Here is a 12,297-nt window from a genome sequence, read left to right as displayed (position 1 = left end):
AGGCATTGCTGCCTGACTCAAGTAGATCAGCCTCCGATATAGTCGGGGCGGTTCATTTTTGTCAGCCAAACCATAATGATAAAAATGTGATTTTCCATCAATAATAATGCCAAAGGCCATGCCTGGAATATCATGCTTATTCATTAATAATGTTGCTTGCTGATCAATAGTACTTTTTAAGCGATCATCACTATCTGCTGCCTGTACGGTGCTCGATAGTAATGATGCTGCCACTAAAGCGGTCAGTCCCACTCGGTTTAAAATGCTTTGAAGGGATTTTTTCATTGTGTGGTTATTTTTCCATACTATTAGAGGTATTAGTAATTATTTGATGCTTTCTTTGACGTATTCTCTCAGGATATTGAATCCCCGACAACCTTAGGGCGGTTCAACTTAATGTGTTCATCCCAATACGGCGGATCACCATAATAGTCCGTCATAAAGTCAATAAAAGACCTGACTTTATGGGGCAGTAGTTTTCTATGAGCATAGACTGCATATAAGCCCAAAGGGTTGGGTTCATATTCAGGCAGCACTATAACTAACTTGCCAGTATTTAGCGCTTTACTAACAATGAAAGTCGGTTGCAATATCAATCCTGCGCCTGCAATGGCCGCCTCAACCAGCACGTCACCGTTATTACTACGAAAAATGCTGCTTTCCTTGAGCTGTTTCGCCTTTAGGTACTTATAAATTTGTCCCCTAGTCTCTCCGTTCATATAGCTATAATGCAAATAGCGATGCGCCTCTAAATCTTCAAGTCGTTTAGGCGTACCGTGGATTTTTAGATATTCAGGTGAGGCGCATAAAACCACGCGAATAGGCGAAATTTGCTTGGCAATCAGCGATGAGCTGTCTAACTGTCCAATACGCAATGCAATATCAAAGCCTTCTTCAATGATATCAACTTTCCGGTCACTCAGCTGTAGATCAACGGTGACTGAGGGATAGCGTTCTTGAAAGTCAGTAATCAGCTTTGCCATATGCTTTAAGGCGAATGAGACAGGTGCACTGATTCGTAGAATACCTTTAGGGTGCTGTTGTAAGCCGCCCAATTGCGATGCCATCTCATCAATACTCAACAAAATCTGCTGTGCGTGTGTAAAATATTGACTGCCAGCCTCAGTCATGCTCACTTTACGTGTGGTGCGATTGAGCAGACGGGTATTCAGCTGCTCCTCCAACTTTGCAACATACTTGCTCACCAGTTGCGGTGAAAGCTGCATCGCTGTGGCGGCTTTACTGAAACCGCCTTCAGTCACCACCGCTACAAAGGCACGCATTGCATCGATTCTATCCATGTTGTTTCCTATGTTTAATCTAATGCTGATTCTACTATAAACGATACGTTGATAATCATTCAATATAACTCGGCTTACTCTTTTATCGCGTTGATAGTATAGTGTGTCTATATCATTTTATACAGCATTTATCCCAATCATACGTTATAGAGTAATTATCAATGAAAACATCACTATTAAATAAAATTTTAACATCAGAAGCTGGCGCTGCTGCCTTAATCCTTCGTGTACCCGTCGGTTTGATTTTGGCAGCCCACGGCGCACAAAAGTTATTTGGCTGGTTTGGTGGCAATGGGCTGGCTGGCACGGCTGGATGGTTAAGCAGTATGGGTATGGAACCTGGTTTGTTAATGGCAATATTGGCAGGCGGTGCTGAGTTCTTTGGTGGTCTTGCCTTAGTTTTAGGATTACTGACTCGACCTGCCGCATTGATCGCTGCCTTTACGATGCTAGTCGCTATTTTTTCTGTCCATATCAGCAATGGTTTATTCGCCGCTGATGGTGGCTACGAATACGCATTGACCTTGATGGTGGCTTTGCTAGCTTTAACGGTACAAGGTGGCGGTGCTATAAGTATGGACAAGGCACTATCAGAAAAGCTAGGGCGTGTGTAATAGCTCCCTTTAATTGCTGTCAGTAACGCTAAAGAGGCGTCATCGTAAAAACAGTAATGGCCCACGCTGACAACGTCATATCAATTAATCAAACCATCTTATAAAAGTGACAAGGAGAAAGTGATGAGCGTACACGTATCTAACGAGTCAGTAAGTCAGCCTGTGCTATTTATACCGCATGGCGCGGGACCTTGTTTTTTTATGGATTGGCAACCTGCAGATATGTGGGATGGGATGGCGACTTTTTTAGCGAGCATTACGACTCGATTGCCTGAGCGTCCAAAGGCTATCTTGATGATTAGCGCTCATTGGCAGACACCTAAGTTTGGTATTACTGCTAGCGTGAAACCTGATTTGATTTACGATTATTATGGCTTTCCTGAGCATACCTATCACTTGACGTACCCAGCATCAGGCGCGCCAGTATTGTCTGAACGAGTCAGTAAATTGCTAACTGAGGCAGGTATACAGAACAAACAAGATGCGTCACGCGGTTTTGATCATGGTGTCTTTATACCGTTAAAGGTAATGCTCCCTGAAGCGGATATTCCCGTGGTACAGATGTCACTGTGTAATGATCTAGACCCAAAAGCGCATCTGGCAGCGGGCCAAGCACTGCATGCATTACGTCAAGAAGGCGTATTGATCATCGGTAGCGGGATGAGCTTTCATAATATGCGTGGCTATGGTGATGCAAACTTCACCGCACCGTCAGAGGGTTTTGATGAATGGCTTACCAACACTGTCGCAGCGGATGCGGAGATGCGACTTGCAGCGCTTGCTAATTGGTCAAAAGCACCTTATGCAATGGCGTCGCATCCATTAGGGGCAGAGGAGCATTTGCTACCGCTTATGGTGGCGGTAGGTGCAGCAGGCAATGATAAGGGTCATAAAATTTACTCTGAGCAAGTGCTAAAAACGCAGTTATCTGCTTTCCAGTTTGGATAAATATGAATATAGCGCTGTGGGCCATTCTGAAAAAACCAGAGATCAATCTGGTAAGCTAGTGACTTGAAAAAGAGTGTGTGATGACCAATAAAGTATAGCGCTACTGTGTTAGATTAGAGCCTATCTAGAATAAAAAATCTGTCACATTCCTTTGTATCCCACACATAGCCGATTAGACCCAATCATAAAAAACCAATCGAGGAGCGATCATGCATATCACTGCCAATTTCGATGCAGGTAATATTGAAGTACTTAACATAGAAGATAAAAAAAATATTCAACTGGCTATTCGTCCAGACGTTGGCGAAGAATTTTTCCAATGGTTTAACTTCCGTCTATCCGGTGAGGTTGGAGAAGAGTACGTTCTCAATATCATGAATGCAGGCGAATCCTCCTACCTAGAAGGGTGGGAGAATTATCAAGCAGTCGCTTCCTACGATCGTCAGCATTGGTTCCGTCTACCGACTACTTATAAAGATGGCAAATTAACCATCGTGGCAGAGTTGGCCTGCGAAACTATCCAAATTGCTTATTTTGCGCCTTATAGCTATGAGCGTCACCAAGACTTGTTAGCAGCTGTACAGACGCACCCACTGGTGACTTTAGAGCATTTAGGTGAAACCCTTGATAAGCGCGACCTAACATTGGTGAAGATTGGTGATGGCGATACTAAGAAACGCAACATCTGGATCACCGCGCGTCAGCACCCGGGTGAGACAATGGCTGAGTGGCTGGTCGAAGGTTTGCTCTATAGCTTGTTAGATAGCGATAATGCCAATAGCAGGTTGTTATTAGACAAAGCCAACTTCTATATTGTGCCGAATATGAATCCTGATGGTAGTGTACGTGGGCATCTCCGTACGAACGCAGCAGGTACGAACCTAAACCGTGAGTGGGCAAGTCCAAGTTTAGAAAAAAGTCCTGAAGTGTTTCATGTGATCAATAAGATGGAAGAGACGGGCGTTGATCTGTTTTATGACGTGCATGGCGATGAAGCATTACCTTTTGCATTCCTTGCTGGCTCTCAAGGAACGCCAAGTTATAATGAGCGCCTCGCACATCTACGCGATCGGTTCTCAGACGTATTGAAATTAGCCAGTGCCGATTTTCAGACCGAGGTCGGTTATGAGATTGATGCGCCGGGTGAGGCGAACATGACACTGGCAACCCATTGGGTGGCTGAACGTTTTGATTGTCTTGCTAATACCTTAGAGATGCCATTTAAAGACAACGATAATCTACCTGATGAAGAGATGGGCTGGTCACCAGAGCGTTCTATTCAGTTAGGGGAGGCATCGCTTATTGCCATGCTAGCCGTCGTTGACGACTTACGTTAATTGACGTTAATTGACGCTAACTGAGGATTTAAACAGACAACTTATAAAAGGTATTTAAGCCGTTAGTCAAACGCTAGTAAGTGAGTACTTACTAGCGTTTTTTTATCAATTGTATTTTCATTTAATTTACATAGACACCCGCAACTATATAGCCGTAATCGGCTACTCTCATACAGTAAATAATTATTCAAAAAATCAGCCAGTTTCAGAAACTTTAAGTGTTTCCGTCGATGATGATTGCTGTTTTGAATCACAACACTTTCATAACAATGGGTGCTATAACGACAGATAAAATAGAACACGTATCCAAGACTAAAACCATAATTCAAACAATAAGGACGGTTTATGACTATGCATAAAACAATTTTAATCACGGGTAGCACAGATGGTATTGGTAAGTTGGCTGCTTTAAAGCTAGCAGAGGCTGGGCATCAAGTGTACCTGCATGGCCGCGATGCTGACAAACTTGCTAGTGTCATTGCAGAAGTTCAAGCAGTGGCGACAGGCGACGCGGTAGATCATATTGATGGGTTTGTGGCTGATTTTTCCGATTTAACGGCTGTGCTCAAGATGGCCGCAGACGTCAATGAAAAGCTACCAAAGCTGGATGTATTAATAAACAATGCAGGGATTTATACCACGGCATCAGCGATGACTAAAGATGGTTTGGACGTACGCTTTGTGGTCAATTACCTAGCGCCTTACGAGCTGACCAATGCTTTATTACCTTTACTCAAGCAATCTAGTAAAGCGCGTATTGTGAATTTAAGCTCGGCTGCTCAAGCACCAATATCATATAAGGCATTTGTAGGGCAAGCGCATCTCGATGACAAAGCTGCCTATGCGCAAAGTAAGCTGGCACTAACAATGTGGAGCATGGATTTAGCTGACACAGTTGCTAGCCATGATATTAACGTGATCGCTGTCAATCCAGGATCATTGTTGAACACCAAGATGGTTGACGAAGCGTATGGTCATCACTGGTCATCAGCAGATAAAGGGACAAATATCTTAACGGAATTGGCTGTCTCGGATGAGTTCGCTAATGACACGGGTAAATACTTTGATAACGATATCAAAGATGGTGCACATGGCGATGCTAGGGGCGAATTTGGTCAACCGCATGCCGACGCGTTAGACAAAAAAGCCATTGCAGAGCTGGAGCGTCAAACACAGCAGGTGTTACAGTCGTTGTATTAAAAGTATATTACCTCCTGTTAAGCGCTATGTATTTCAGTATTGCCCACATGAGAGCTCTGCTCAATCTATTTATTATTAGGAATAAAAACAATGCAAAATCAGACAATAAAAGCCATTGGTTATCAAGACAATCTAGCCATCGATAATGAACAAGCGCTACAAGATATTACCCTTGATAAACCGACTGCCACAGGTCACGATATTCTGGTAGAGGTCAAAGCCATATCCGTCAACCCAGTGGATTATAAAATCCGTCAATCGCGTCCTGCACCAGAGGGTGAGTACGCAGTGATTGGTTGGGATGCGGCGGGCATCGTGACGGCGGTTGGCGACGAGGTCAGCCTGTTCTCAGTAGGGGATAAGGTATATTACGCAGGGGATCTAACCCGTTCGGGCAGTAATGCTGAGTACCAGCTAGTTGATGAGCGCATCGTTGGGCGTATGCCAGCATCGTTGTCTTTCGCTGAAGCGGCGGCATTGCCATTGACGACGATCACGGCTTGGGAGATGTTGTTTGAGCGTTTACAAGTGCCTGTCACTAACAGCTCGGTAGATAAAAATGGTAGTGATGAGAGTGCTAATGACGTTTCGGTATTAGTCATTGGTGCAGCGGGCGGCGTGGGTTCTATCTTAACGCAGCTACTAAAAACACGAACTTCTGCCAAGATTATAGGCACTGCTTCAAGAGATGAGAGCGTACAGTGGTTAAAGGAGCTAGGCGCAGATCATGTCATCAATCACCACAATCCTTTATTTGATGAACTGCAAAAGATAGGCATCACTGAAGTAGATTACGTCGTGAGTCTCAATAATACTGACGAGCATTATGAAGAAATCATTAAATGCTTAAAGCCACAAGGTAAACTTGGACTCATTGATGATCCAAAATCATTAGATGCCAATCTTCTTAAAACTAAGTGCCTAAGCCTACATTGGGAGTTTATGTTTACGCGATCTATGTTCCATACGCCAGATATGATTGAACAGCATCGTTTATTGACGGACGTTGCCAACATGATTGATACAGGTAAGATCAAAACCACCGTTGCCTATCATCTTGGCACTATCACGGCTGAGCATGTACGCAGTGCGCACCAAATGCTAGAAAACCAGCAAGCGCATGGCAAGATTGTATTAGAAGGCTGGCCTGCATAGGACTTTGAGTTTTAGAAAGTATAGTCTTAAAACTAAAATAAAAACCACCTTAGCTTGATCGGCAAGGGTGGTTTTTTTTGTTGAACTAGAAATCATATTTTTATAGTATTTTTTACTTCTTTTTCAATAAAGTAGCTAATGTCATATTGGCTGGCGCTTTCTTTCCAACTTTATCTTCACATTTGCCAATAATAACCCCGACAAAATCAATGTCATTGCCAGCATCTTCCACCACGTCACGATTTCTCCTGTAAGCAGCACTGAGGTTACCATGCCAAATACTGGTACCAGTAGAGCAAACGGCATAACCTTGGAAGCAGTATTTTGACTGAGTAGATGTGCCCACAATCCAAAGCCAATCAAGGTTGAGATATACACGATAAATCCAAGCGATAGCCAGGATTTTAGTGATGCTTCAGTAAACGTCGCTAGCTGCCATGCATCGGTCTCAAATATAAGAGAAGATAGAGTCAATATCACGCAAGCAATGAGGCCGCCCCAAACTACCAATGCTAGGGCAGATAATGCGGATGCTTTGTTTTTGCCAGTGCTAGGCGAGACAATAGTAATTCCTGAACCCTGCTGCGTGGTTTTCAAGGCTGCTTGCGCTGACGCTTGCTTTGAGGCAATGTTGCCAAAGCTCCAGCCTATTGCTGCAATCAAGATGCAGACAAAACCAGCCAAAGGCATATCACCGCCAAGGTTTAGCGCAATCACGCTGAGTCCTAGTACACCGACCAACATACCGATGATTTGCATGCGACTGACTGCCTCACCCAATATAAAGTAAGCCAGCAAGACAGTGATAAAAATCTGAATTTGTAGTAATAGCGCCGTTAACCCTGGCGATGCACCCAAATGCATGGCGGTGAATACAAAGGCGTATTGCATGACAAATGTGCCGATGGCATAGATAAGTAATGTACGGTTAAATTTAGGCGGCTTTAGAAAAAAAACTAATGGAATGGCGGTAAAGAAAAAACGCAGGGCAGTAAGCATTAATGGTGGAAAACTCTCAAGCCCCCACGCAATAAAGGTGAAATTTACGCCCCAAATGAAGGTAACCAGTACAGCCAATGCGGTATATATGGGAGTCATGTAGTTGGCCTAAAAAGTTATAGCTGGTTATTATACTCATGAATTATTTAGGTTGTAGCAAATCATATATGAAATTATAAGGTACTAGCCCCACTTGCAGCTTCATTGAAGGGTTTTTCCGCGTCGGTTTGTGTCACCTGTTCTAGATTGACGATTCTTGAAAAATTCGATCTATCGACCTATAGGTTACTTACCAGATTACCCACAATATAGATGGCTGAGTTGTATTCAAATGATTTGAATTGAGCTCTAAGTATTTCCTTTTTATTTAGCATATAATTTGTTGTGAAAAATCATATGCTTATCACTGCCATATCTTATCAAGCACAGCAAACCAATTTTTCGACGTAATCTTTTCAATAAGCTCATCAGAGAAATGTCGTTGTTGCATCCGCTCAATTAGCATGGAGATTTGGCTAATGTCTGATAACTCATCTGGCAATAGACAACCATCAAAATCAGAGCCAAAACCAACGTGATCTTCGCCCAAATGGTCAATCAGATAAGCAAGATGATCGACGATCACATCAAGTGAGGTCTGCGTATCTCGCTGCCCATCCGCACGAAGAAATGCCACATCGAAGTTCACCCCAACCAGACCACCATTTTGTTTAATGGCAGCCAATTGTTGATCAGTCAAGTTTCTTGCTTGCGGACATAAGGCGTGTGCATTGGAGTGGGTTGCGACAATCGGCTGATCCGCAATTTCTAGCGTATCCCAAAACGCGCGCTCATTCATATGTGACACATCAATCAGCATATGCTTGTCACGGCACGCCAAAATAAGGTCTTTGCCTTCGCGGGTTAGACCAGCCCCTGTGTCTGGCGAATGCGGAAAAGACGCATTTAAACCATCACCAAACAGACTTTTTCTATTCCACAGTGGGCCAATACTTCTGAGTCCTGCTTCATAGAACACATCCAGTAAGTCAGGCTCAATAGCTAAAAACTCAGCGCCTTCAAGATGCAAAACGATAGCCAGTTGCTGGTTCTGCTGACAGGCTTGAATTTGATTTAGAGACGTACAGATCTGAATCTGACCGTCTGATCGCGCCTGCAATTGCTGAGCAAGCGCTAATTGCGCACAGCAAATATCAACGATTTCTTGCGGTTCAAAATCCGAGTTTGTAAGATGAGCTAACTTGTCGGGATGGTTGTTTTTCACATAAGAGTAGGGTGGCAAAAAGATAGAAAACAATCCGCCCATCCATCCTGCTTGTCGGCAGCGCTTTAAATCTAAATGTCCCGGTAGTGTGCTATAAATAAAATCATGCACCGGATCGTCAGCAGAGCTTAGCCAAAGACGAGTTAATAGATCGTTATGGCCATCAAAAATCACAGGCTTAGTATTAGCATTCATATTTAATCCATCAGAGTACGAGTGGGAATCAATTGCTCTTGACCCACTTGTACTTTATTGGCTTGTGTTTCATTGACTTTTTTATCACTTAGCTGCTTGTTGCTTAGCAGATTGCCACTTAGCCGCTTAGAATTTTTAGGGTTGCGAAAACGCAGCTCTTTAAAAGGAGTTGGTGTCTCACTATTGATACGTGCTTCCTCAATCAAGTAATGATAAGGCGATTTGCCGCACACAGGATCGGCATTTTTGGCATCGCCCGTCAGCATAAACGCTTGGCAACGGCAGCCGCCATAATCTCGTTCTTTATCGGGGCAGCTTTGGCACATGTCAGGCATCCATTCATCACCGCGAAAGTGATTGAAGCTGTCTGAGTCATACCAGATGTCTTTCAATGGCGTCTGCCTGACATTGGGAAAGGACATGGGCAGCTGTCTGGCAGCATGACAAGGCAGGGCGGTACCATCTGGTGCCACGGTCAAGAAAATCTTACCCCAGCCATCCATACAAGGTTTTGGCCGCTCTTCGTAGTAATCAGGCACCACAAAGATAAGTTTGCATTTGATACCACGTTCTTCAATTTTTTTGCGATACTCATTGGTAATACGTTCAGCGCGAACCACTTGTTCTTTGGTCGGAAGTAAACCTTCGATGTTCTCAAATGCCCAGCCGTAAAACTGACAAATAGCCAGCTCAACCGTGTCGGCTTCTAGCTCTAAACACAACTCGATAATCTGATCGATCTGATCGATGTTTTGCCGATGAATCACAAAGTTAAGCACCATCGGATAGTCGTACTGCTTGACCAGACGTGACATCTCATACTTTTGCTCAAAAGCATGTTTTGAACCTGCTAAGGCATTGTTTACCGACGGATCACTGGCTTGGAAGCTGATCTGAATATGCTGTAGGCCTGCTTCTTTTAGACTCGCGATTCTAGCCTCAGTAAGTCCCATACCTGAAGTGATGAGGTTGGTATAAAAACCTTGCTTGTGCGCATAAGCGACCAGTTCTTCTAAGTCTTGACGCACCAGTGGTTCACCGCCAGAAAACCCAAGCTGCACCGCGCCCATTTGCCGCGCCTGATCAAACACATCAAACCACTCTTGTTTTGTCAGCTCTTCTTTATACTGAGCATAATCAATGGGGTTGGAGCAATACGGGCATTGTAAGGGGCAGCGATAGGTCAGCTCAGCAAGTAACCATAGCGGCAGTCCGACGGGCGCAGTCATACTAAGTCAATCCAATGTTCGCGCTGGGCGACCAGCATATATTCAATGATATCTTGCTCGATTTCAGGCACATCGCCAAACATCGCTTTCACCTTTTTAATAATATCAGCAATGGATGCCTGACCATCAATATGCTGTCCAATGATGCTGGCACTGTCATTGAGTTTTATCATCCCTTCAGGGTAGAGCAGGACATAAGCGTCTTGAGCTGGCTCAAACTGAAAACGATAACCGTGACGCCATACCGGTACGATGGATTGATCCAGCTCAGGTAAACTAGCAGGTATACTCATTTGAACAATCCTTTATGCCAGACATTATCAGTAGTGACGCTTTGATAAGGCGCTTGGTTATGGACATAGGCCAAGCTCAAGGCATCCAATATCGTCCATAAAATATCGAGTTTAAATTGTAATATCTCAAGCATACGCTCTTGTTGCTCGGCCGTTTTGAATGAGTCGAGTGTGATGGTCAGGCCATGCTCAACATCACGGCGGGCTTGGCTCAAACGCGAGCGAAAATAGGTATAGCCTTCTTCTTTGATCCAAGGGTAGTGCTTGGGCCATGACTCTAAGCGCGACTGGTGAATCTGCGGGGCAAACAGCTCTGTCAGTGAGCTACTCGCCGCCTCACGCCATGAAGTACGGCGGGCAAAGTTCACATAAGCATCAACAGCAAAACGCACACCCGGTAATACCAACTCTTCCGAAATTACTTGCTCAGGGCTAAGGCCAACCGCTTCTGCCAGACCCAACCACGCTTCACGGCCACCACCATCTGGATACACCCCATCTTGATCAATCATGCGCTGAATCCACTCTTGACGCACCCGCTGATCGGGACAGTTCGCCATAATCGCCGCGTCTTTTAATGGAATATTGATTTGGTAATAAAATCGATTGGCGACCCACGCTTGGATTTGCTGCTGGGTCGCTTTGCCTTCATGCATCATGATATGAAAAGGATGGTGAATATGATAATACTGACCTTTTGCCATAATCGCTTGTTCAAACGCTTCTGGGCTTAGTGCTTTTGCTTCTTCTTGCATTGTCTTTACCTTACGATTGCTGTCTTTGTATTACAACTCAATCTGCATACCATCAAAGGCCACTTCAACACCATGTTGTTTTAATGTCGCAGCCTGCTCAGATTGTTCATTCAATATTGGGTTGGTGTTATTGATGTGAATAAGTACCTTGCGCGCATTCTCGAGCTGATCTAAATAATGCAGCGAGCCATCGTCACCACTGATATGCAAATGACCCATGTCTTGGCCAGTTTTTGTGCCGACGCCGCACTCTTGCATTTCATTGTCAGTCCATAGCGTGCCGTCAATCATCACGCAATCAGAGGCTTTCATAATATGCATAATGTCATCGTCAATTTTGCCCAAACCTGGAGCATAAAAGAGTTGTTTTTGTGTTTTTAAATCTTTCACAATCAGCGCGATGTTGTCGCCATCATGGGGATCGTTGCGGTGTGGGGAGTAGGGCGGTGCAGAGCTTCTAATCACCAAAGGCGTCAGTTCTAAATTGCTAAAGCCGTCGATTTGAAAGGTCTGTTTTGGATCGATTTGATTATATTGCAGACCACCATTCCAGTGCTTTAGCATATTGAAAATAGGGAAGCCTGTCGTGAGATCTTGATAGACCATGTCAGTACACCAAACAGGAATCGGACAACCTTCGCGCAGGGTCAATAGCCCTGTCGTATGGTCAAGCTGGCTGTCCATCAACACCACATTTGTAATGCCTGTATCTCTCAATTGACGTGCTGGCTGCGCCGCTTTAAAATCAAATAATTGCTGGCGGATATCCGGTGAGGCGTTGAATAAAATCCAATCTATGCCATCTTCTGATATGGCTATCGAAGATTGGGTGCGGGTCTTTGCGTCAATGGTGCCTTGACGTACACCATGGCAGTTTTCGCAATTGCAATTCCACTGCGGAAATCCGCCACCAGCGGCTGAGCCTAAAACGTGAATATACATAAATCGATATTTCCAAATTTCAAAAAAAATAAAAGCCCTAATCATCTAGGGCTTTTAATGTATTC

At 44.2% G+C, this 12,297-nt stretch carries 12 protein-coding genes and 1 pseudogene; 5 read left to right on the top strand and 8 right to left on the bottom strand.

The genetic code is table 11. The features are described from left to right. Positions 1 to 285: pseudogene (locus tag JFC10_RS13220) on the bottom strand (hypothetical protein); the annotation flags it as partial. 68 nt (positions 286 to 353) lie between these two features. Next, complete coding sequence (locus JFC10_RS13215; protein ID WP_198333305.1) at positions 354 to 1,301, bottom strand: LysR family transcriptional regulator; 948 nt, start codon at positions 1,299 to 1,301, stop codon at positions 354 to 356. Positions 1,302 to 1,462: 161 nt separating this feature from the next. On the opposite strand from JFC10_RS13215, the gene JFC10_RS13210 reads away from it, so the two are divergent. The 5 genes from JFC10_RS13210 (at position 1,463) to JFC10_RS13190 (ending at position 6,555) form a co-directional block, all read left to right on the top strand. After that, positions 1,463 to 1,915, top strand: coding sequence for a DoxX family protein (locus tag JFC10_RS13210; protein ID WP_198333304.1), 453 nt, complete (start codon positions 1,463 to 1,465; stop codon positions 1,913 to 1,915). 123 nt (positions 1,916 to 2,038) lie between these two features. Next, the gene (locus JFC10_RS13205; RefSeq protein ID WP_198333303.1) at positions 2,039 to 2,863 is read left to right on the top strand and encodes a DODA-type extradiol aromatic ring-opening family dioxygenase; all 825 of its coding nucleotides are present in this window, start codon (positions 2,039 to 2,041) and stop codon (positions 2,861 to 2,863) included. A gap of 209 nt (positions 2,864 to 3,072) precedes the next feature. Continuing rightward, positions 3,073 to 4,200, top strand: a complete 1,128-nt coding sequence (locus JFC10_RS13200) for a M14 family metallopeptidase (RefSeq protein WP_198333302.1) — start codon at positions 3,073 to 3,075, stop codon at positions 4,198 to 4,200. A gap of 345 nt (positions 4,201 to 4,545) precedes the next feature. Continuing rightward, complete coding sequence (locus JFC10_RS13195; protein ID WP_198333301.1) at positions 4,546 to 5,400, top strand: SDR family NAD(P)-dependent oxidoreductase; 855 nt, start codon at positions 4,546 to 4,548, stop codon at positions 5,398 to 5,400. A gap of 105 nt (positions 5,401 to 5,505) precedes the next feature. Further along, entirely contained in the window at positions 5,506 to 6,555 is a 1,050-nt protein-coding gene (locus JFC10_RS13190) for a zinc-binding alcohol dehydrogenase family protein (protein ID WP_198333312.1), read from the top strand. Positions 6,556 to 6,696: 141 nt separating this feature from the next. Here the strand turns inward: JFC10_RS13190 and JFC10_RS13185 are convergent, their stop codons facing one another. The 6 genes from JFC10_RS13185 to pqqB all read right to left on the bottom strand — a co-directional run bounded on the left by JFC10_RS13185 (position 6,697) and on the right by pqqB (position 12,232). Beyond that, positions 6,697 to 7,653, bottom strand: a complete 957-nt coding sequence (locus tag JFC10_RS13185) for an EamA family transporter (protein WP_198333300.1) — start codon at positions 7,651 to 7,653, stop codon at positions 6,697 to 6,699. Between the two features lie 304 nt (positions 7,654 to 7,957). Continuing rightward, a complete protein-coding gene (locus JFC10_RS13180) occupies positions 7,958 to 9,013 on the bottom strand; it encodes a dipeptidase (protein WP_198333299.1) in 1,056 nt (351 codons plus the stop codon). A gap of 2 nt (positions 9,014 to 9,015) precedes the next feature. Continuing rightward, on the bottom strand, positions 9,016 to 10,242 hold the full coding sequence (pqqE, locus tag JFC10_RS13175) for a pyrroloquinoline quinone biosynthesis protein PqqE (protein WP_198333298.1): 1,227 nt from the start codon (positions 10,240 to 10,242) through the stop codon (positions 9,016 to 9,018). Then, positions 10,239 to 10,535, bottom strand: a complete 297-nt coding sequence (gene pqqD / locus JFC10_RS13170; RefSeq protein ID WP_198333297.1) for a pyrroloquinoline quinone biosynthesis peptide chaperone PqqD — start codon at positions 10,533 to 10,535, stop codon at positions 10,239 to 10,241. The genes pqqE and pqqD overlap by 4 nt, the downstream gene beginning before the upstream one ends. Further along, positions 10,532 to 11,290 (bottom strand): pyrroloquinoline-quinone synthase PqqC, encoded by a 759-nt coding sequence (gene pqqC / locus JFC10_RS13165; RefSeq protein ID WP_198333296.1) that lies wholly within the window; start codon positions 11,288 to 11,290, stop codon positions 10,532 to 10,534. The genes pqqD and pqqC overlap by 4 nt, the downstream gene beginning before the upstream one ends. Before the next feature lie 30 nt (positions 11,291 to 11,320). Next, on the bottom strand, positions 11,321 to 12,232 hold the full coding sequence (gene pqqB, locus JFC10_RS13160) for a pyrroloquinoline quinone biosynthesis protein PqqB (protein ID WP_198333295.1): 912 nt from the start codon (positions 12,230 to 12,232) through the stop codon (positions 11,321 to 11,323). Between the last annotated feature and the right edge of the window lie 65 nt (positions 12,233 to 12,297).

Source organism: Psychrobacter aquimaris (assembly GCF_016107525.1).
GTDB lineage: Bacteria > Pseudomonadota > Gammaproteobacteria > Pseudomonadales > Moraxellaceae > Psychrobacter > Psychrobacter aquimaris.
This window is presented reverse-complemented; position numbering and strand designations above follow the sequence as displayed.

What these genes read in the sequence shown, in the direction of transcription:
- JFC10_RS13215 (WP_198333305.1), bottom strand. Translation starts at nt 1,301, where the DNA reads ATGGATAGAATCGATGCAATGCGTGCCTTTGTAGCGGTGGTGACTGAA.
- JFC10_RS13210 (WP_198333304.1), top strand. Translation starts at nt 1,463, where the DNA reads ATGAAAACATCACTATTAAATAAAATTTTAACATCAGAAGCTGGCGCT.
- JFC10_RS13205 (WP_198333303.1), top strand. Translation starts at nt 2,039, where the DNA reads ATGAGCGTACACGTATCTAACGAGTCAGTAAGTCAGCCTGTGCTATTT.
- JFC10_RS13200 (WP_198333302.1), top strand. Translation starts at nt 3,073, where the DNA reads ATGCATATCACTGCCAATTTCGATGCAGGTAATATTGAAGTACTTAAC.
- JFC10_RS13195 (WP_198333301.1), top strand. Translation starts at nt 4,546, where the DNA reads ATGACTATGCATAAAACAATTTTAATCACGGGTAGCACAGATGGTATT.
- JFC10_RS13185 (WP_198333300.1), bottom strand. Translation starts at nt 7,653, where the DNA reads ATGACTCCCATATATACCGCATTGGCTGTACTGGTTACCTTCATTTGG.
- JFC10_RS13180 (WP_198333299.1), bottom strand. Translation starts at nt 9,013, where the DNA reads ATGAATGCTAATACTAAGCCTGTGATTTTTGATGGCCATAACGATCTA.
- pqqE (WP_198333298.1), bottom strand. Translation starts at nt 10,242, where the DNA reads ATGACTGCGCCCGTCGGACTGCCGCTATGGTTACTTGCTGAGCTGACC.
- pqqD (WP_198333297.1), bottom strand. Translation starts at nt 10,535, where the DNA reads ATGAGTATACCTGCTAGTTTACCTGAGCTGGATCAATCCATCGTACCG.
- pqqC (WP_198333296.1), bottom strand. Translation starts at nt 11,290, where the DNA reads ATGCAAGAAGAAGCAAAAGCACTAAGCCCAGAAGCGTTTGAACAAGCG.
- pqqB (WP_198333295.1), bottom strand. Translation starts at nt 12,232, where the DNA reads ATGTATATTCACGTTTTAGGCTCAGCCGCTGGTGGCGGATTTCCGCAG.